An 18,332-nucleotide genomic window follows, 5' to 3' on the forward strand; every position below is an offset into this window, starting at 1 on the left:
AAACAAGTCAAAAGATCGCAGCCTGCGGCAGCTCCTACGTGGAGATTTCCAGCCGCGCACCGCGCCGTATCACCTGCGGCGGCTGTCCGAATGCTCGCAGGAACGCTTCGCGCATGCGGCGGCGGTCGCTGAAGCCGGTTTCGAGGGCAATCTGGTCGAGGGTTAAGCGTCCGCGCTCGAGCATTTGCCGCGCCGCTTCCAGGCGCAGGTTTTCGATGGCCTTGGCCGGCGACTGGCCGGTTTCGGCGCGGAATGCCCGGCTGAATTGTCGCGGGCTCAGGCGCGCCACCTCGGCCAGTTGTTCGACTGAAAGTGCCTGGTCGAGGTGCTCACGGGCGTAGCTCAAAACGGTCTGAATGCGATCGGATTTCGGCTCCAGTTCCAGCAGCGCCGAATGTTGCGACTGACCGCCTGCGCGACGGTGGTACATCACCAGTTTTTGCGCCACCGAGCGGGCGAGGTCGGCGCCGTGGTCTTTTTCGACCATGGCCAGCGCCAGGTCGATACCGGCCGTCATGCCGGCGGACGTCCAGATCGAACCGTCGATCACGTAGATCCGGTCGGCCTCGACGTTGATCCCCGCAAAGCGTTCTTGCAGCTGTCGCGCATATGCCCAATGGGTGGTCGCACGCTTGCCCTCGAGCAAACCGGCCTGGGCCAGGACGAACGCCCCGGAGCAAATCGACGCAGTGCGGCGAGCGGTGTTGACGCTGGTGCGCAAATAGTCGAGCACTGCATCGGGCGCCTGCTCAAGGATGCTGTCGCCGCCGACCACGATCACCGTATCGAACACGCGCGCGTCGAATGCTTCGGTGCCGACACTCAAACCGCCAGAAGCACGCAACGGGTGGCCCTTTTCGGACAGCACCCGCACGTCGTACAACGCTTCGCCAGCGCTGAAGTTGGCGTACTCGAACACCGGCATCGCCGCCAGCGCCATGGACTGGAAGCCTTCGAAAACCACAAACGCCACGGTAATCATCGAGGTGCCCTCAAATGATGATGTCCGAAAAACGTACTTTAAACGTCATTTGCGCCACGAGCGAGCACCTTTATAACGGATCTTAACCGGCGAACGTCTCGCCCGACTGTTAAGGAAACCGATTATGACGCTCTCATCCAAAGGCACGGCATTGATCACCGGCGCATCCTCCGGGATTGGCGCGGTGTACGCCGACCGTCTTGCCCGCCTGGGTTACGACTTGATTTTGGTGGCTCGCAGTCAGGCAAAACTCAATGCCCTGGCCAGGCACTTGAGCGACCAGACCGGCCGCACCGTGGAAGTGGTCGCCGCCGACCTCAAGGAGAAGGCCGATGTACGGCGCGTGGAAGAGATCCTGCGCAACGATGCCAGCATCACTTTGTTGGTCAACAACGCCGGCGTCGGCGCGGTCATGCCGTTGCTCGGCAGCCCGGTCGACGAGATGGAAGAGATGATCACCCTCAATGTCACCGCGTTGATGCGACTGGCTTACGCCGTGGTGCCTGGCTTCGTCGCGCGCGGCACCGGCACGGTGATCAACATCTCTTCGATTGTTGCCATCGCCCCGGAAATCCTCAACGGCGTTTACGGTGGGACCAAGGCATTTGTGCTGGGCTTGAGCCAGTCGATGCATCGGGAACTGGCGGATAAAGGCGTGCGTGTCCAGGCCGTTTTGCCGGGTGCGACGGCCACCGACTTCTGGAGCGAAGCTGGCAACCCGGTGGAAAACCTGCCGCAAGAAATCGTCATGTCCGCGCAGGACATGGTCGATGCAGCGTTGGTGGGGTTGGCGAAGGGTGAAGTGGTGACCATCCCGGGGTTGCACGATGGCAGCCAGTGGGACCGACACGAAGCTCAGCGTCAAGTGTTGAGCGGGTTGTTCGGCAGCTCCACGGCGGCACCGCGTTATCGCTGAAATGCCGGCCCTGTCGCTGGCGCTTCAGGGTCAGGCTGAATGTGCAACGGTGGGGCCAAAAGCAGGCAGGGCCGACAACGCTATCGAAGTGTCACAAGCCCCACCGCTCAGTTTGACGCTGGCTACTGAAGTGCTTGCGTGCCGTCCTGAACGAGAATGGCACGGGCCAGTTCCTCGTCACTGGCATTGAGCCCAGGATTTTCGTGACGTACCCTTTGCAAGACCTGCTCCAGATAAACGCCACGAATCGCACCGTCACTGGCTACGAAGCTGGACGCATCGTCCCGGGCGGGAATCATCAACTTGTCGTCCTTGAACGTCGAGTACAGCGAAGCGGAGACCCCTGCCGAGGTGGCGACATCTTTTGCGTCCACATCGGCCATTGCGGAGCCGAACGGTAAGCACAGCATAAGGGAAGAAATGATAATCAGACGGCGCATGACGGTGTCCTCTGAAAGCGTGCAGCAAAAAGGAAATACCTCACCATTTAGGATGCACGACCACGCTCAAGAGTTCCCTTTCGATGCAACTGGCCGTTGATTCAACGGGAAAAGCGATTGCGATAGTCCCTTGGCGAGACGCCCAGGTTACGCTGGAATGTAAGGCGCATACGCTCTTCATCACCAAACCCGCACAGTCGGGAAATTTGATCGATATTACGTTCGGAGTCTTCCAGCAAACGTCGGGCGGCTTCCACGCGCAGCACCTCCACGGCTTTGGCCGGGGTGCGGCCGGTCTTGAGTTTGTAGACCCGGGCGAAGTTGCGCGGGCTCATTTGCACTTGCTGGGCAAGCCGCTCGATGGTGAGGTTTTCACCGGACAGATTTTGCGTGATCCACAAATGCAGTTCGTCGAAAGCGGCACCGTCGCTGGTTTGTGATTGCAGCAACTGGCTGAACTGGGCCTGGCCGCCGGGCCGCTTGAGAAACACCACCATCTCGCGCGCCACCAGCAACGCCAGTTCGCGGCCACAATCCTCTTCGATCAGTGCCAGGGCCAGGTCGATGCCGGCGCTGACCCCGGCGGACGTCCAGACGGAGCCTTGCTGGACGAAAATGGCGTCGTTGTCGACTTCAATCGAAGGGTGACGTTCCTTGAGCATGCCGCACATCGCCCAATGGGTAGCGGCGCGCAGGCCGTCGAGCAAACCGGCTTCGGCCAACAGGAATGTGCCGCTGCACACCGAGGCGGTGCGCCTGACCTTCGTTGAAGCTACCTTGAGCCAATCAACGACCTGCAGAGAATTGTTCATGGCCATGATGATCACCGGCGCGCCGGGCACGATCAGGGTGTCGATCGTCTGCTCATCAAAATGGCTCAACGGCACCGTGTCGACGGCGAGGCCCTCAGCGGTTTCGATGAGGCCGCCGGCCAGGCTGGCGGTCTGCAGTTTGTAGCCGGGCAGGTTGCTGCTGTCGAGGTAACGCGAGGCGGCCCAGAACACGGTCTGTGCGCCCGTCAGGTCGAGCAGGCCCATTTGCGGGTAGGCAAGGAAAACGATCAGTCGCGGTTGTTCGGCTTGAAGTTCGGGGCTGTGGAGGGCGTTGGCGATTTCGTTCATGGGCTTCTGTTTCAGCGAGTTGGAATAATCATAATTCGCAAACGATATAAGCGTTGCCGCCTCTGATCGGGCTGTCCGGATTTAAGGGTTTTATGTCTCCCAACCCGACAGCTGCCACTCTACCATCGGCCGGCTGCCGTGGCGCACTCGTGAAAATCCGGAACAAATGTATTGCCGATCGCTGGCTGTTTCCACACATAAGGGCTGAGTATTTTGGCTTTATGGAAACCCAGACAAGTCCCCCGACATGCCCAATCACCTCACCTTCGGACGCGGGGATGACAAACGCTCATCCCCCGGCCCGTTGTTGTCATTTGTTCGTCTCTGATCCCGACCCCTAGAGTGGGACCTGCGCCGTGGGCGCATTCCTTCAATTCGAGTGATCGCCTGCCGAACCCAGGCGAGGGAGTTTTTGATGTCCGATATTCTCGGCCAGCAGTTCATTGACGGGCAACGCAGTGCCTTGGGCCGCGAGACGCTGCACAGCGTCGACGCCAGCAGCGGTCAGGCATTGCCTTACGTTTTCCATCAGGCCAGTGACCAGGAAGTGACGCTGGCAGTGGCCGCCGCCACCCGCGCCTTCGCCCCGTTTCGGCAATTGTCGCCAGCGCGGCGTGCGGATTTTCTTCAGGCGATCGCTGACGAGATCGATGGGCTTGGCGAGGATTTCATTGCGCTGGTCTGCCGGGAAACCGCGCTACCCGAGGGCCGGATTCGTGGAGAGCGCAGCCGCACCAGCGGTCAGTTGCGTTTGTTTGCGCAAGTGCTCAAGCGCGGCGACTTCCTTGGTGCGCGCATCGATCAGGCATTGCCGGAGCGTATTCCTTTGCCGCGAGCGGATATTCGCCAGTACCGCATCGGTGTCGGCCCGGTCGCGGTGTTTGGTGCGAGCAATTTCCCCTTGGCCTTTTCCACTGCCGGTGGCGATACCGCTTCGGCGCTCGCTGCCGGGTGCCCGGTGGTGTTCAAGGCCCACAGCGGGCACATGGCAACCGCCGATTGCGTGGCCAACGCCATCGTTCGCGCAGCGCAGCGCACGGGCATGCCGTCGGGAGTGTTCAACATGATCTACGGGGCCGGTGTCGGCCAGGCGCTGGTCAAGGCCGAAGGCATCAAGGCCGTTGGATTTACCGGTTCCCTGAAGGGCGGTCGGGCGTTGTCCGATCTGGCGGCAGCGCGGCCGCAACCGATTCCGGTGTTCGCCGAGATGTCGAGCATCAATCCGGTGATCATTCTGCCGCAGGCCTTGGCCATACGGGGCGACCAAATCGCTGAAGAGCTGACGGCGTCGGTCAACCTCGGTTGCGGTCAATTCTGCACCAGCCCCGGCTTGATCATCGGTCTGCGCTCGCCGCAGTTCAGCGAGTTCCAGCAACGCTTTGCCCAGCTCATGGCAGATCAACCGGCCCAAACCATGCTCAATGCCGGCGCACTGAAAAGCTATGGCGCCGGGCTCAAACACATCGCCGGCCATGGCCGGGTGAGTCACCTCGCCGGACAACCCCAAGGCGAGCGCCAGGCGCAGCCGCAGCTGTTCAAGGCCGATGTGCAACTGTTGCTCGACGGCGATCCGTTGTTGCAAGAGGAGATCTTCGGCCCGGCCACGGTGCTGGTGGAAGTGGACGATCCGCAACAACTGCGCGCTTTACTCGACAGCCTGCACGGCCAACTCACCGCCACCCTGATCGCTGAGCCGGCAGACCTGGAACGCTTCGGCGAACTGCTGCCCGTGCTCGAAGACAAGGTCGGCCGGTTGCTGCTCAATGGCTACCCGACCGGTGTCGAAGTCAGCGATGCAATGGTGCATGGCGGGCCATACCCGGCGACCTCGGATGCGCGCGGAACGTCCGTGGGCAGCCTGGCCATTGATCGCTTCCTGCGCCCGGTCTGCTACCAGAACTATCCTGATGAGTACCTGCCCGAGGCGCTGCAAAACCATAACCCGCTGGGCCTCAATCGACTGGTCAATGGCCAGTGGAGCAGGGCTTCGCTGATTTGATTACTGGCCTGCGCCGGTTTTTGCCGGCGCTGGGCTTCACGGATTTTTGCCCTTGAAACGAGCACCCCCAGACATGGTTCCTTCCCTTGGCAGCATCGCTTCACGCCTGCGCCTCAAACAACTGCGGTTGCTGATCGCGCTGGATGACCGCGGCTCCTTGCACAAGGCTGCCGAGCAAATCTCGATTTCCCAGTCCGGTGCGACCAAGGCACTGCATGAGGTCGAGTCGCTGCTCGGCATGCCCTTGTTCGAACGCCAGCCCAAAGGCCTGGTGGCCAATGAAATGGGGCGTTGCATGATTCGTTATGCGCGGTTGATCTACAGCGATGTCGAGCACTTGCGCGAAGAAATGCTCAGCATCATGCAGGGGCAGGGCGGGCGGCTCTCGGTTGGGGTGATCATGGGCGCGGTGCCGTTGTTGACCCGGGCCTTGACCGAGCTGCGGCTCAAACAGCCGGAGCTGTCCGTCGAGCTGGTGGAAAACACCAGTGCGACCCTGCTCGGGTTGCTTGATCAAGGGCGGCTGGATTTGGCGATCTGCCGGACCAGCGTCGGCCAGCGCTCGGATGCCTACGATTGTATCGAGCTGAGCGAAGAACCCTTGGCGGTCGTTGCCAGCCAGCGTCATCCATTGGCCAGCGCCGAGTCCTTGCAGTTATCGCAGCTGAGTGATTATCGCTGGGTGGTTTACCCCAAGGACATGCCTATGCGTCAGGCCCTGGAGCGTGAGCTCAATGAAGCGGGGCTGGAAATTCCCCGTTATCCGCTGGAAACCTCGTCGACCTTCGCCACCATTTTGCTGGTGCAACAAGACCCGACCTTGCTCGCGGTCATCCCGGTGGAAGTCGCCGAATTTTGCGAGCAATTCGATTTGCTGGTGAAACTGCCGGTGTCGTTGCGCGCGCTGATCGAGCCCTACGGCGTGATCAGCCGGGCCGGCGCCGATTTGTCTCCGGCGGCGACCCTGCTGATCAATGAACTCAAGCAGGACCTGATTACTTGATCACGATCGGGTTCACGGGCGCTCCCGTGCCACCGACGATTTTCAACGGCGCGGCGGTGTAGAGAAACTGCCACTGACCGTCTGCGGCGCAGTCGTCGGCCAGCGCATCGAGCATCGCCACTTCGGTGAAGGTCACGCCGAGGTTGCGCATCAACGCGTTATGCAACGGGATCAGCACGCCGGAGGAGGGGTCGACCGCGACTTCATTGGCCATGGTATCGGTGACCAGGTTGGGGATTTCCATCTGGTGAAACCACTCCACCAGTTCACGGCTGAAGGTCAGGCCTGGCTCGGCGAAATCCTTGTAGAACTCTTCCGGCTCGCGCTCATAGAACGAGCCGATCCAGCCGGTGCGGATGATCAGAATGTCGCGCTTGTGGATCTCGATGCCCTGGGCTTTGGCGGCGGCCAGCAGGTCGTGGTGATTGAAGGTTTCGCCCTTGTCCAGTACCGCTTTGCCACGGTGGCGGGCCATGTCGATCAGCACGGCCCGGCCGACGATACCGCGCTCGGCAATCGGCAGGATGCTGGCCTTGTCCATGCTGCCGATGGTGCTCATGGCGTCGTAGCCGTTCCACAGTTTGTTGTCGTGCCAGACATGGCCCAGCGCGTCGTATTGGGTCGAGCCTTGCAGGTGCATGAAGATCACGTCGTCGGCGTATTCCACGTGGCCGTCGAAGTGGGTTTTGCCGGCCAGGAAATGGCCTTTGTCGAGGACGTTGACCCGCATCGACGGACGTCGGCCGGGCCATAACGGTTCACCTTTCGGGTGGCCGATCTGCACTTGCAGGGTGAAGGTCTTGCCCTGTCGCACAGAGGCAATGCCACGGAGGATCTCGGCGCTTTGCAGGTAATTCAGGGCACCGACTTCATCGTCCGGCCCCCATTTGCCCCAGTTGGTTGGCAGGCCTTCGAGCAAGGTTTTGATATCGGGAGAACGGTCGGCGGCAGTGTTGTTGGTGTTGTGGTCGCACATGGGGTTGTCCTTGAATGTAAAACCGAATCACCCCTGTAGGAGCTGCCGAAGGCTGCGATCTTTTGATCTTGTTTCTAAAAAGCCAAGTCAAAAGATCGCAGCCTTCGGCAGCTCCTACAGGGAAGGTGGTGTTCAGGGATTATTTGATCGGTGAAAACTGCGCCGGCATCAGCAGTTTCGACTCCATTTTTTCCAGCATCGGGAAGGCGATCGGCACGAAGCCTTCGAGCCAGTCCGGATCCTGGTACAGCGCGGCGCGTTTCTTGATGCGGTCATCGAGGCTCTCGTAAGCCCAGATGTGGATCACCTGGTTGAGCTCGCCGATTTCGGTGTACCACCAGCCCACCAGCGTCGTGTAGCGAGAGATCACCGGCAGGCCGTTTTCCTCGAAGTGCTTGAGGTAGGTTTGCATTTTTCCGATCTGGATCGTGTAGGTACGCATTTCATAAAACATGGGGGGCGTCTCTCAAGAATGGATGCCGTGGAAGGCGTTGCTGATGATTCGCTCGACGTCGGCGGCCGTGGTCAATCGCGGGTTGACCAGCACATTACCGCTGCGCATCGAGTCGCTGACCATTTGCGGCATGTAGTCCAGGTCCACGCCCAGGTCCTTGATGTTGTCGGGAATGCCGATGGCCTTGTTCAGCGCCATCACGTGTTCCACCACTTTTTGCCCGGCACGGGCAGGGCTCAGGCCGTCGACGTTTTCGCCCATGGCCAGGGCGATGTCGCGGAACAGTTCAGGGCAGGCCGGCAGGTTGTATTCAATGACGTAAGGCAGCAGCGTGGCGTTGGCGATGCCATGGGGAATGTTGAACACGCCGCCGAAGGTGTGGGAGATCGCATGCACGTTGCCCAGTTTCGATTGCGCGAACGCAACGCCGGCGAGGAACGAACCAAGCAGCATCTGCTCGCGGGCGTGCAGATCTACGCCGGTGAAAAACGCTTTCGGCAGGTAGGTGCAAATCATCTTGATCGCTTGCAGGGCCAAGGCCTGGCTGATCGGGTTGGCCTGCTTCGAGACGTAGGATTCGATGGCGTGGGTCAGCGCGTCCATGCCGGTGGCGGCGGTGATCGACGGCGGCAGCTTGAGGGTCAGTTCGGCGTCGAGAATCGCCAGTTTGGGGAACAGCGCCGGGCTGATGATCACCGTTTTGAACAGGGTCTGGGTGTTGGTGAACACGGTCGAGGCCGTGCATTCGCTGCCGGTGCCCGAGGTAGTCGGAATGGCGAAGATCGGCAGTGGCGGGTGCAGCAGTTTGTCGTAGCCCTCGTAGTCGAGGATGTTGCCGGGGTTGGTGGCCATGGCCGCGACACCCTTGGCGGTGTCGATGCTGCTGCCGCCACCGACGCCGATCACCGAATCGCAATCATGGTTTTTCAGGAACGCGACGGCGCGTTCCAGCACCTCGGTGGTGGGGTTGGGTTCGACGCCGGCAAACACTTCATAGGCAATTTCACTGGCGGCCAGGGACGCAAAAAACGGTTCCATCACGCCCGACGCCATCAATCCATTGTCGGTGACCACCAGCAGTTTTTTTCGGACATGGGGTTTGAGCAATGCACCGGCCTGACGCACCAGGCCGTTGCCGCTTTTCAAAGTCGTGGGGAAATAAAACTGGAACGGGTTCATGGGTGTCTCCGGTTTCTTATTGGTCCCGGAACAGTAATTAGCCGTGCGCGCCGCCGATAATGAAAAGGCTTGATACAGCGATCACCCTTTGTCATCCCCCGAGTTGCGGGTGGGCGGTGGTAACGTAAGGCCTTCGAACCAAGAGGAGCATCGTCATGGATTTGGGTATTTCGGGGCGCTGGGCGATTGTCTGCGCCGCCAGCAAAGGCTTGGGCCTGGCCTGCGCGCGGGCCTTGGCGAAGGAGGGCGTGAACCTGGTGATCAACGCTCGCGGCGACGAGACGTTGCAGGCCGCTGCGGTGCAATTGCGCGAGTTGGCGCCGAGCATTGAAGTGCGCACCGTGGCGGGCGACATCAGCGAACCGGGTGTGCGTGCGCAGGTGCTGGCGGCGTGTCCGCAGGTGGACATTCTGGTGAACAACGCGGGCGGGCCGCCACCGGGTGACTTCCGTGACTGGCAGCGCGAAGACTGGCTAAAGGCGCTGGATGCCAACATGCTCACGCCCATCGAATTGATCAAGGCCTGCGTCGATGGCATGGCCGAGCGCGGTTTCGGGCGCATCGTCAACATCACCTCCGGCGCGGTGAAGGCGCCGATTGATGTACTGGGATTGTCCAACGGAGCGCGCAGCGGCCTGACCGGTTTCATCGCCGGGCTGGCACGCCAGGCGCGATTGGCCGGCAATAACGTCACGGTCAACAACCTGCTGCCGGGGCCGTTCGAGACCGAGCGTTTGCATAAAACCCTGAATGCCGCCGCCGAGGCCAACGGTACCAGCATCGAAAGCATCGCCGAGCAACGGCGCAAAAACGTCCCGGCGCAACGCTTCGGCCAACCCGATGAATTCGGCGCGTATTGCGCGTTCATCTGCGGCGCCCAGTCGGGGTTCCTCACCGGGCAAAACCTGTTGCTGGATGGCGGCAGCTACCCGGGAACGTTTTAAGCATTTTGGGGGGGGGATGACAATCGGTGATCCCCCTATCAGATCCCATCATTATTCAGCACGCGGGGGCGTGATTAGAGTGGGGCCGCTTGCCTCATGTCTGTCCGTCAAAACGCAAAAAACTGTGGGAGCCAGCCTGCTGGCGATAGCGGTAGGTCAGCCACAGAAAGGTTGGGTGTGCTGCCGTCATCGCCAGCAGGCTAGCTCCCACAGTTTTTTGCGGTATTCCAGAACCTTGACGGACTGGCATTGGGCGACTTGTTTCCACAACAATAAGAGCCCCCACATGAATAATCCAAGTGCCGAAAGCCTGGCGTTGCCAGCCGCAACCGCGTCCGAACGTCCCACGAATGTACGCTGGCGAATCTTCCTCATCATGTTGCTGCTGACCGCGATCAACTACATCGACCGCGCATCGCTGTCGGTGGCGTTGCCGCTGATTTCCAGTGAGTTCCAGATCCCGCCGGCCCTTGAAGGGTTGATGCTCAGCGCGTTTTTCTGGTCTTACGCGTTGATGCAGATTCCCGGCGGCATGTTGCTCGATCGCTTCCACACCCGCCGCGTGATCGTCGTAGCAACGGTGGCGTGGGGCGCCTTCCAGGCGCTGGCGGCCGGTGCGCACAACTGGATCACCCTGTTGATCACCCGCATGGGCCTGGGCGTCGCCGAGTCGCCGATCATGCCTGCCGGCGCCAAGCTCAACGGCGCCTGGCTGACCCCCAACGAACGCGGTCGCGGCGCCGTGCTGGTCGATGGCGGTGCGCCGCTGGGCAGTGCCTTCGGCGCGATCATCATTGCCGGACTGATCGGCTGGTTCGACTCCTGGCGCATCGCTTTCGTGATCGCCGGGGTTGGCACCATGCTCGCCGGTGTGTTGGCGTGGAAGTACATCCGCAATCATCCGAGTGAACACCCAGGCGTCAACGCGGCCGAGCTCAAGCACATCACCGAAGGCAACGCCACGGTCAGCCAGCCCGGCGCGGTCACCAGCATCCCGTTCAAGGAACTGCTCAAGGATCGCTCGGTGCTGGCGATGTTCGCCGGTTACTGCTGCATCCTCAGCGTGTTCTACGGCCTGCTGACCTGGATGCCGAGCTACCTGCACCAGACCCACGGCCTGAACATTTCCGGCATGGGCGGCGCGACTTTCCTGATCTTCATGTGCGGCTTCGTCGGCGAACTGGTCGGCGGTTACCTGGGCGATAAATGGAAATCCAGTGGTGCCTCGCCAAACCTGGTGATGCGCAGCATGTTCAGCGGCTCGGCGCTGGTCGCAGCCTTGTGCATGCTGGCCACGGCCTACACCGCCGAAGCGAGCCAAGCGATTGGTTTGCTGTGCGTGGCAATGTTTTTCATTCGCTGGTGCGGCATGTACTGGTGCATTCCGTCGATCCTCGGCGGCACCTCGAAAACCGGTGTGCTGGCCGGCACCATGAACTTCTGCGGCAACATGGCCGGGGTGATCGTGCCGATCCTGATCGGTTTGATCGTGCAGTTCACCGGTTCGTATTTCCTGGTGCTGATCTTCTTCGTGGTCATGGCCATGCTGCTGGCGATATTCTCCAGCCTGATCGATTACCGCGAGCGAGGGCTGGTTTGACATGAGTGCAGGGCAGGGCAGTGTCGACATCGATTGTGTGGTGGTCGGCGCCGGTGTGGTCGGCTTGGCGGTCGCCAGGGCGTTGGCCATGAGTGGGCGTGAAGTGATTGTGCTCGAAGCCGGCGAAGGCATCGGCACGGGCATCAGTTCGCGCAACTCAGAAGTGATCCACGCCGGCATTTACTATCCTACCGGTAGCCTCAAGGCGCAGTTATGTGTCGAGGGCAAGCATCGCCTCTACGCCTTCTGCGATGAGCGCGGCGTCAAATATCAACGCCTTGGGAAACTGATCGTCGCCACCGATGAGGCGCAGCGTTCGGCCTTGCAGGTGTTGCTGGAGCAGGGGCGGCGCAACGGTGTCGATGATCTGCAATGGCTGGAGGCGAGTGAGGCACAGGCGCTGGAACCGGCGTTGGTCTGCGTCGCTGCGTTGTGGTCACCGTCCACCGGGATTGTCGATTCCCATGGGTTGATGCTGGCGTTGCAGGGCGATGTCGAAGCCGGTGGTGGATCGCTGGTTTTTCATACGCCGTTGCTGTCGGCCCGTTGCATCGAACAGACGTTCGAACTGCACATCGGCGGCGCCGAACCCATGACCTTGCGCTGCCGCGAGCTGATCAATTGCGCCGGTTTGTCCGCGCCGGATGTAGCGAGCCATATCGCCGGTCTGCCCGCGCAACACGTTCCGACGGCGCGGTTGTGCAAGGGCAGTTATTTCAGCTTCAGCGGCCGCGCGCCGTTCCGACATCTGGTGTACCCGGCACCGGAGAGCGCCGGATTGGGGGTGCACATGACGCTCGACCTGGGCGGCCAGGCGCGATTCGGACCCGATGTGGAGTGGGTCGGCGCGGTTGATTACCGCGTGGACCCCGCACGAGCCGACGGTTTTTATGAAGCGATCCGCCGTTACTGGCCGGGCTTGCCGGACAACAGCCTGCAACCGGCCTACAGCGGCATTCGCCCGAAAATCAGTGGTCCGGGTGAAGCGGCCGCCGACTTTTGCATCAGCGGCCCCGCCGAACATGGGGTGCCCGGTCTGGTGAATCTGTTCGGGATTGAATCACCGGGACTCACCAGTTGCCTGGCGCTGGCCGAACGGGTCTTGAAAACCCTGCCCCCTGCGCACACGTCGTAGCAGCCGAACGCAGCCTTGCAGGCTAGGCTGCTGCTACAAATCGTGTGACGACCGGTAATCAGTGTTGACGCCGCTATGCGTGGATAGCGCTATCCTTGGGGAATGCGCTATTCGCCATCGGAGAAGTTCGATGATCAATGCACGCACTGCCCGCATGCTCGCCGATTACAAACAATGGGCCAATCAGCGCCTGTTCGACAATCTGGCGCAACTGCCGCCGGGTGAAGTTGAAAAGGAACGCGCCGGGATTTTCAAGAACATGATTGGCACGCTCAACCACATGTATGTCGTGGACTGCCTCTGGCAGGCGCATCTTGAAGGCCGGGGGCATGGCTTCAAGACCTCCCATGATCTGGTGCATCGCGCATTGCCCAACCTGCGCCAGGCGCAACAAAACGTCGATCACTGGTATTGCGACTGGAGCGCCCGGCAGACCGATGCGTCGCTGGATAAACCCTTGCGGTTCACCTTTATCTCCGGCGAAAGCGGGACCATGAGCGCCGGCGCGATGCTCATGCACGTGGTCAACCACGCCAGTTATCACCGCGGCTGGGTAATCCAGATGTACTTCGAAATCCCGGCCATGCCGCCCATGACCGACCTGCCGATCTACCTGCGCGAGACCGACCCGAATTTCAATTCGCTCAATGCTTCGGCAGTGGAGCTGACATGTGCTCCGCAATTCGCGAGCGCAACCAACGTTCTGCCGGATCGTTATCGCTGACGCCGTTCCAGACCATCGACAGCTCCGACAGGTTGATATCAAACGGCGGGTCATCGGCGCGCAATTGGTCGCTGCCTTCAATCAGCGCGCTCGCCGCATAATCGGGCACCGAGGCAAGCATGTCGGTTCCTGCCAACAAGGCCCGCAACCCGGAAAACTGCGGTACCGCCAACACCACACGCCGTGAACGCCCGATACGAGCCAGGTCATTATCGATGGCGCCGCTCAAGTCCCCGGAAAACGACACCAGCGCATGGGGACGCTCGCAGAATTCCTCCAGGGTCAGCGCACCTGGGCGATTGTCACCGCGCAAAACCTTGACGCTCAGGTCGCGCAATTTCTTGCGTTTGGCATTGGCCGGCAACTCGGTGGTGTAACTGATGCCCACGGAAATTTCACCGCTGGCGAGCATCGACGACATCAACAGGTAATTCACTCGCCGCACGACCACGACGACGTTCTGCGCTTCTTCGCGAATCTGCTTGAGCAAGGGCGGAAACAGTCCGAACTCGGCGTCATCGGACAGCCCGATGCGAAACACATCGCGGCTGATGGACGGGTCGAAATCCTTGGCCCGGCTGACCGCCCCGGAAATGGTGTCCATCGCCGGCTGCAACTCCTTGAGAATCGCCAACGCGCGTGGCGTCGCTTCAAGGATCCGACCGTTGCGCACCAGCAACGGATCATCAAACAAATCCCGCAACCGCGCCAACGCCGCACTCACCGCAGGCTGGCCGAGAAACAGCTTCTCCCCGGCCCGGGTCAGGTTCTTCTCGAACATCAGCGTTTCGAAAATCACCAACAGGTTCATGTCCACGCGGCGCAGGTCGTTGCGGTTCATGGGGGTGGCTCGCTGGGGTTTGGGTTCATTCAGTAAAGCACCAAACCCTGTGGGAGCACGCCTGCTCGCGATAGCGGTGTGTCAGACACAGAAATGTTGGATTGACTGACGCCATCGCGAGCAGGCTCGCTCCCACAGGGGGTTATCGGTTTAGCCGATATTGGGTTGGGTCCAGTCGATCCAGTGCCCGGTTCACCGCCAATTCGCCCAGCATGATCGCCTCGGCAATGCCCAGCAGTGTGTTTCGGTGCGAGCCTTCGAGAAAACCTGCCAGATCATTGGTCATTTGTGGGAGGTGGCCATGATGTTGGCGGCAGGGTTGAGGTAGTGATCGAGGGCGCGCTGGGCGGCTTCGTGGAATTGCTTGGAATCGGGGCTTTCGTAGGGGAGGCCGGATCTGATTCTGGCGGGTTGGGGGTTGGTTTGATCATCGATAGAACTCCAGTACTAGAAATATTGGAGCCATCACTTTCGCTACCAAACGAATGGTGGTGGTAAACCCTAAAAGCAGCAATTGCTTGGACAGCCGTTAAACAACCTTCCAGAAAACCTCAATCTGTAGGAGCTGCCGAAGGCTGCGATCTTTTGATTTTGATGGAGACAACGTTGATACCGCCAAAAGATCGCAGCCTTCGGCAGCTCCTACGGGCGACATGTCAGTGAGCCGAGTCCGGCTCGGTCAGCACTTTGCGGAAGGTCTCTACCAACGGCCGCAGATTGATCCGGTGCCATGCCGCCCATAGCGGTCGCGTGAGAGAAATCCACGGCACTTCCCGCAGCACCACGCCTGGCGGTGCGTTGCGGCTCAGGCCTTTCTGAATCATCGCGATGCCCAGCCCCGAGGCCACCAACGCCATTGCCGTGAAGGGGCCGGTGGCTTCCATGCGGATGTCCGGGGTGAAACCGGCGCGGATGCAGGCGCTGACGAAGTTTTCGCGGCTGGCGACATTCTGGTGATGCTGCACCCCGATCCACTCCTGGCTGGCGAGGTCGGCAGGCGTCAGTACCGCCTGCTGCGCCAGCGGATGATCCTCGGGCAGGGCCAGCAGCATCGGATCGTCCAGCACCTGAAAACCCAACAGATCCGGGTCGTCGTCCGTCGGCGGCTCGCTGACCAGCGCAATATCCAGACTACGCTGGCGCAAGCCTTCCAATTGTTCGGCGGAACTTTGGTTGTACAGCGCGACATGCACATTCGGCCGATCAACCCGCAATACACGCAACGCATTGGGCAGGACGCCCGCGTGCATGGCGTTTTCGATGTAGCCGATGCACAAGCCGCCTTCTTCGCCACGACCGAGGCGCTTGCCCAGGGATTCCAGGCGATTGGCGTGGGTCAGCAGCGCGCGGGTCTCGGCGAGGAAGGTCTGGCCGTCGCGGGTCAGGCGGATGCGTTGCTGGCTGCGCTCGAACAGGGTCAGGCCAAGGCGTTCTTCGAGCTGGGCGATCTGCCGGCTCAGGGGTGACTGGGAAATATGCAGGCGTTCGGCGGCGCGACCGACGTGTTCTTCCTCGGCGACGGCGACGAAGTAGCGCAATTGGCGGATGTCGATCATGTCAGACCTCTGAGGACTCAAGTGCCGCGAATTATGTCTTGGACGGTCCGATCGCTGCAATCTAGCATCTGCTCAACGGTCACCAATGGCCAATGAAACGACGAGGATTGAATCATGAGCTTGAAAGACAAACTGCCCGGCGCGCTGGGCTTCGGTACTGCACCACTGGGCAACATGTTCCGCGCCATTCCTGAAGAGGAAGCGCAAGCCACTGTCCACGCTGCCTGGGATGCCGGTGTGCGTTACTTCGACACCGCGCCGTTCTACGGTTCGGGCCTGTCGGAAATCCGCCTCGGCGCCGCGCTGTCCCGCTATAACCGCGACGACTACGTGCTCAGCAGCAAGGTCGGCCGAGTAATTCTTGATGAAGTCGAAGACGCCGCAGCCCGCGATCTGGGCGAGAAGAGCGGGGTGTTCGAACACGGGCTGCCGAACAAGATCGTCAACGACTATAGCGCCGACGCGACCCTGCGTTCGATCGAAGACAGCCTCAAGCGTCTGCAAACCGATCGCCTGGACATCGTCTGGGTGCATGACATCGCCCAGGACTTCTACGGCGACCAGTGGCTGGAATACTTCAACCAGGCCCGCACCGGCGCATTCAAAGTGCTCACCCGCCTGCGTGAAGAAGGCGTGATCAAGGGCTGGGGCCTGGGCGTGAACAAGGTCGAGCCCTGCGAATTGACCCTTGATCTGAGCGAAGCACAGCCGGACGGTTTTCTGCTGGCCGGCCGCTACACTCTTCTCGACCATGACCGCGCCTTGCAACGTTTGATGGACGCGGCCCTGGCACAGAACGTCGAGATCGTGGTCGGCGGCCCGTACAGCTCGGGCATTCTGGCCGGTGGCGCGCACTTCGAATACCAGAAGGCGAGTCCGGCGATCATCAACAAGGTCGAGCAGATCAAGCGCATTGCGGCGGCCCATGGGGTCGACATCAAAGCGGCGGCGTTGCAGTTCTCGTTGGCTAACCCGGCGGTGGCGGCAGTCATTCCAGGTGCCAGCCGACCAGAGCGGATTGCCGAAGATGTGGCCGCGTTGTCGGCGGTCATTCCAGCAGCCTTCTGGCAGGCGCTGCGCGACGCAAAACTGGTGTCCGAGCGCGCACCGTTGCCACTCATTGGAGCCTGAATATGAAAATCGATTTGAGCGGAAAACTGGCGATTGTCAGCGGCAGCACTGCCGGCATCGGCCTGGGCATCAGCAAGGCGCTGGCCGAATCCGGCGCCACGGTGGTGGTGATCGGCCGCGACACGGCCAAGGTCGACCAGGCACTGGCAAGCATTCGCCAGAGCGTGCCGGATGCACAGTTGCGCGGTTTGACCGCCGACCTGGGCACCGCTGAAGGCGCCGAGAAACTGTTCGCCGCCGAGCCGCGCGCTGACATCCTGGTGAACAACCTCGGGATCTTCAACGCCGTAGAATTCTTTGATACGCCCGATAGCGAATGGACGCGCTTCTATGAGATCAACGTGATCTCGGGTGTGCGCCTGTCCCGGCATTACGTACCGGACATGGTCAAGCAGGGCTGGGGCCGGGTGATTTTCCTGTCTTCGGAGTCCGGGATCGCGATCCCCGCGGACATGCTCAACTACGGGGTGACCAAAAGCGCCAACCTGGCAGTGTCCCACGGCCTGGCCAAACGGCTGGCGGGCACCGGGGTGACGGTCAATGCGATCCTGCCCGGTCCGACGTTAACCGACGGGGTGGAAGAAATGCTCAAGGATGCCATTGCCCAATCCGGTCGCAGCCTTCAAGAGGAAGCCGACGAATTTGTGCGCAAGGCGCGGCCGACCTCGATCATCCAGCGCGTGGCCCATGTCGAGGAAGTCGCCAATCTGGTGGCCTACATCGCTTCGCCGCTTTCCTCGGCTACCACGGGCGCGGCTTTGCGCGTCGACGGCGGCGTCGTCGACAGCATGGCCATCTGAATTTTATTCATTGAGAGAGCGTTTTTACATGGCAACTGCATCAGCATTCATCGACATCCCGGCCTCGGCCGATCAGGTCTGGCAATTGATTGGCGGCTTCAACTCGCTGCCGGAATGGCTGCCGTTCATTCCCAAAAGTGAACTCAGCGAAGGCGGCCGCGTGCGCAGCCTGCAAACCGCCGATGGCGCGGTGGTGATTGAGCGTCTGCAAGCGTTCGACAACGCCGCGAAGAGCTACAGCTACTCGATTTTGCAGGCGCCGTTTCCGGCCACCGGGTATCTGGCGACAATCAAGGTTGAAGCGCAAGGGCAGGGCGCGCGGGTGACTTGGTCCGGTCGGTTTGAACCGGTGGGTGTGAGCGAAGAGGAAGTGGTGGCGTTGTTCACCGGCATCTATCAGGGCGGGCTTGAGGCGCTGCGGGCCAATTACCCAACCTGAGTGTCAGCACGCAGCCTCGTAGCAGCTGCCGAGCTCGCGAGGCTGCGTTCGGCTGCGCAGCAGTCGTATAATCAGCCAGCGCGGTTTTTCAG

18 protein-coding genes and 1 pseudogene are annotated in these 18,332 nt (G+C 61.0%); 10 read left to right on the forward strand and 9 right to left on the reverse strand.

Annotated elements, in window-relative coordinates; genetic code table 11:
- Window positions 1–34: 34 nt before the first annotated feature.
- Window positions 35–982, reverse strand: a complete 948-nt coding sequence (locus KVG88_RS25590; RefSeq protein WP_217873119.1) for a GlxA family transcriptional regulator — start codon at window positions 980–982, stop codon at window positions 35–37.
- Window positions 983–1,106: 124 nt separating this feature from the next.
- Here KVG88_RS25590 and KVG88_RS25595 point away from each other — a divergent pair, with 124 nt between their 5' ends.
- Window positions 1,107–1,898 (forward strand): SDR family NAD(P)-dependent oxidoreductase, encoded by a 792-nt coding sequence (locus tag KVG88_RS25595; protein ID WP_217873120.1) that lies wholly within the window; start codon window positions 1,107–1,109, stop codon window positions 1,896–1,898.
- Between the two features lie 122 nt (window positions 1,899–2,020).
- On the opposite strand, the gene KVG88_RS25600 is transcribed toward KVG88_RS25595, so the two are convergent.
- Window positions 2,021–2,338: a DUF2388 domain-containing protein gene (locus tag KVG88_RS25600; RefSeq protein WP_150701425.1), complete on the reverse strand. Its 318-nt coding sequence runs from the start codon at window positions 2,336–2,338 to the stop codon at window positions 2,021–2,023.
- A gap of 101 nt (window positions 2,339–2,439) precedes the next feature.
- Complete coding sequence (locus KVG88_RS25605) at window positions 2,440–3,459, reverse strand: GlxA family transcriptional regulator (protein WP_217873121.1); 1,020 nt, start codon at window positions 3,457–3,459, stop codon at window positions 2,440–2,442.
- 415 nt (window positions 3,460–3,874) lie between these two features.
- Between KVG88_RS25605 and KVG88_RS25610 the strand changes: the two genes are divergently transcribed.
- Together KVG88_RS25610 and KVG88_RS25615 are read left to right on the forward strand one after the other, a co-directional pair.
- Complete coding sequence (locus tag KVG88_RS25610) at window positions 3,875–5,458, forward strand: aldehyde dehydrogenase (NADP(+)) (protein WP_217873122.1); 1,584 nt, start codon at window positions 3,875–3,877, stop codon at window positions 5,456–5,458.
- Window positions 5,459–5,531: 73 nt separating this feature from the next.
- On the forward strand, window positions 5,532–6,461 hold the full coding sequence (locus tag KVG88_RS25615) for a LysR family transcriptional regulator (RefSeq protein ID WP_150701428.1): 930 nt from the start codon (window positions 5,532–5,534) through the stop codon (window positions 6,459–6,461).
- Here the strand turns inward: KVG88_RS25615 and KVG88_RS25620 are convergent.
- The 3 genes from KVG88_RS25620 to KVG88_RS25630 all read right to left on the reverse strand — a co-directional run bounded on the left by KVG88_RS25620 (window position 6,454) and on the right by KVG88_RS25630 (window position 9,070).
- Complete coding sequence (locus tag KVG88_RS25620; protein WP_217873123.1) at window positions 6,454–7,437, reverse strand: cyclase family protein; 984 nt, start codon at window positions 7,435–7,437, stop codon at window positions 6,454–6,456. The genes KVG88_RS25615 and KVG88_RS25620 overlap by 8 nt on opposite strands.
- Window positions 7,438–7,576: 139 nt before the next feature.
- Window positions 7,577–7,891 (reverse strand): NIPSNAP family protein, encoded by a 315-nt coding sequence (locus KVG88_RS25625; RefSeq protein ID WP_150701430.1) that lies wholly within the window; start codon window positions 7,889–7,891, stop codon window positions 7,577–7,579.
- Between the two features lie 12 nt (window positions 7,892–7,903).
- On the reverse strand, window positions 7,904–9,070 hold the full coding sequence (locus tag KVG88_RS25630) for an iron-containing alcohol dehydrogenase (protein WP_217873124.1): 1,167 nt from the start codon (window positions 9,068–9,070) through the stop codon (window positions 7,904–7,906).
- Window positions 9,071–9,225: 155 nt separating this feature from the next.
- On the opposite strand from KVG88_RS25630, the gene KVG88_RS25635 reads away from it, so the two are divergent.
- From KVG88_RS25635 to KVG88_RS25650, 4 genes are all read left to right on the forward strand, one after another.
- A complete protein-coding gene (locus tag KVG88_RS25635; protein ID WP_150701432.1) occupies window positions 9,226–10,014 on the forward strand; it encodes an SDR family oxidoreductase in 789 nt (262 codons plus the stop codon).
- 286 nt (window positions 10,015–10,300) lie between these two features.
- Entirely contained in the window at window positions 10,301–11,614 is a 1,314-nt protein-coding gene (locus KVG88_RS25640) for an MFS transporter (RefSeq protein ID WP_217873125.1), read from the forward strand.
- A gap of 1 nt (window position 11,615) precedes the next feature.
- Window positions 11,616–12,749: an NAD(P)/FAD-dependent oxidoreductase gene (locus KVG88_RS25645; RefSeq protein ID WP_150701434.1), complete on the forward strand. Its 1,134-nt coding sequence runs from the start codon at window positions 11,616–11,618 to the stop codon at window positions 12,747–12,749.
- Between the two features lie 130 nt (window positions 12,750–12,879).
- A complete protein-coding gene (locus KVG88_RS25650) occupies window positions 12,880–13,473 on the forward strand; it encodes a DinB family protein (protein WP_150701435.1) in 594 nt (197 codons plus the stop codon).
- Here the strand turns inward: KVG88_RS25650 and KVG88_RS25655 are convergent.
- The 3 genes and pseudogenes from KVG88_RS25655 to KVG88_RS25665 form a co-directional block, all read right to left on the reverse strand.
- A complete protein-coding gene (locus KVG88_RS25655) occupies window positions 13,394–14,314 on the reverse strand; it encodes a LysR family transcriptional regulator (RefSeq protein ID WP_150701436.1) in 921 nt (306 codons plus the stop codon). The two genes, KVG88_RS25650 and KVG88_RS25655, sit on opposite strands and share 80 nt — an antisense overlap.
- Before the next feature lie 142 nt (window positions 14,315–14,456).
- Window positions 14,457–14,745, reverse strand: a pseudogene (locus KVG88_RS25660) (DUF6124 family protein).
- 225 nt (window positions 14,746–14,970) lie between these two features.
- A complete protein-coding gene (locus KVG88_RS25665) occupies window positions 14,971–15,870 on the reverse strand; it encodes a LysR substrate-binding domain-containing protein (RefSeq protein WP_150701437.1) in 900 nt (299 codons plus the stop codon).
- A 114-nt stretch (window positions 15,871–15,984) separates the two neighbouring features.
- On the opposite strand from KVG88_RS25665, the gene KVG88_RS25670 reads away from it, so the two are divergent.
- From KVG88_RS25670 to KVG88_RS25680, 3 genes are read left to right on the forward strand one after another with little or no spacing between them, the layout of a single operon-like run.
- Window positions 15,985–17,001, forward strand: a complete 1,017-nt coding sequence (locus tag KVG88_RS25670; RefSeq protein WP_150701438.1) for an aldo/keto reductase — start codon at window positions 15,985–15,987, stop codon at window positions 16,999–17,001.
- A gap of 2 nt (window positions 17,002–17,003) precedes the next feature.
- Window positions 17,004–17,801, forward strand: a complete 798-nt coding sequence (locus tag KVG88_RS25675) for an SDR family NAD(P)-dependent oxidoreductase (RefSeq protein ID WP_150701439.1) — start codon at window positions 17,004–17,006, stop codon at window positions 17,799–17,801.
- Window positions 17,802–17,829: 28 nt separating this feature from the next.
- A complete protein-coding gene (locus KVG88_RS25680; RefSeq protein ID WP_217873126.1) occupies window positions 17,830–18,240 on the forward strand; it encodes an SRPBCC family protein in 411 nt (136 codons plus the stop codon).
- The last annotated feature ends 92 nt before the right edge of the window (window positions 18,241–18,332 follow it).

This window comes from Pseudomonas azerbaijanoccidentalis (assembly GCF_019145495.1).
Classification (GTDB): Bacteria; Pseudomonadota; Gammaproteobacteria; order Pseudomonadales; family Pseudomonadaceae; genus Aquipseudomonas; species Aquipseudomonas azerbaijanoccidentalis.

What these genes read in the sequence shown, in the direction of transcription:
- KVG88_RS25590 (WP_217873119.1), bottom strand. Translation starts at nt 982, where the DNA reads ATGATTACCGTGGCGTTTGTGGTTTTCGAAGGCTTCCAGTCCATGGCG.
- KVG88_RS25620 (WP_217873123.1), bottom strand. Translation starts at nt 7,437, where the DNA reads ATGTGCGACCACAACACCAACAACACTGCCGCCGACCGTTCTCCCGAT.
- KVG88_RS25595 (WP_217873120.1), top strand. Translation starts at nt 1,107, where the DNA reads ATGACGCTCTCATCCAAAGGCACGGCATTGATCACCGGCGCATCCTCC.
- KVG88_RS25640 (WP_217873125.1), top strand. Translation starts at nt 10,301, where the DNA reads ATGAATAATCCAAGTGCCGAAAGCCTGGCGTTGCCAGCCGCAACCGCG.
- KVG88_RS25655 (WP_150701436.1), bottom strand. Translation starts at nt 14,314, where the DNA reads ATGAACCGCAACGACCTGCGCCGCGTGGACATGAACCTGTTGGTGATT.
- KVG88_RS25615 (WP_150701428.1), top strand. Translation starts at nt 5,532, where the DNA reads ATGGTTCCTTCCCTTGGCAGCATCGCTTCACGCCTGCGCCTCAAACAA.
- KVG88_RS25600 (WP_150701425.1), bottom strand. Translation starts at nt 2,338, where the DNA reads ATGCGCCGTCTGATTATCATTTCTTCCCTTATGCTGTGCTTACCGTTC.
- KVG88_RS25665 (WP_150701437.1), bottom strand. Translation starts at nt 15,870, where the DNA reads ATGATCGACATCCGCCAATTGCGCTACTTCGTCGCCGTCGCCGAGGAA.
- KVG88_RS25645 (WP_150701434.1), top strand. Translation starts at nt 11,616, where the DNA reads ATGAGTGCAGGGCAGGGCAGTGTCGACATCGATTGTGTGGTGGTCGGC.
- KVG88_RS25650 (WP_150701435.1), top strand. Translation starts at nt 12,880, where the DNA reads ATGATCAATGCACGCACTGCCCGCATGCTCGCCGATTACAAACAATGG.
- KVG88_RS25610 (WP_217873122.1), top strand. Translation starts at nt 3,875, where the DNA reads ATGTCCGATATTCTCGGCCAGCAGTTCATTGACGGGCAACGCAGTGCC.
- KVG88_RS25680 (WP_217873126.1), top strand. Translation starts at nt 17,830, where the DNA reads ATGGCAACTGCATCAGCATTCATCGACATCCCGGCCTCGGCCGATCAG.
- KVG88_RS25670 (WP_150701438.1), top strand. Translation starts at nt 15,985, where the DNA reads ATGAGCTTGAAAGACAAACTGCCCGGCGCGCTGGGCTTCGGTACTGCA.
- KVG88_RS25630 (WP_217873124.1), bottom strand. Translation starts at nt 9,070, where the DNA reads ATGAACCCGTTCCAGTTTTATTTCCCCACGACTTTGAAAAGCGGCAAC.
- KVG88_RS25625 (WP_150701430.1), bottom strand. Translation starts at nt 7,891, where the DNA reads ATGTTTTATGAAATGCGTACCTACACGATCCAGATCGGAAAAATGCAA.
- KVG88_RS25675 (WP_150701439.1), top strand. Translation starts at nt 17,004, where the DNA reads ATGAAAATCGATTTGAGCGGAAAACTGGCGATTGTCAGCGGCAGCACT.
- KVG88_RS25635 (WP_150701432.1), top strand. Translation starts at nt 9,226, where the DNA reads ATGGATTTGGGTATTTCGGGGCGCTGGGCGATTGTCTGCGCCGCCAGC.
- KVG88_RS25605 (WP_217873121.1), bottom strand. Translation starts at nt 3,459, where the DNA reads ATGAACGAAATCGCCAACGCCCTCCACAGCCCCGAACTTCAAGCCGAA.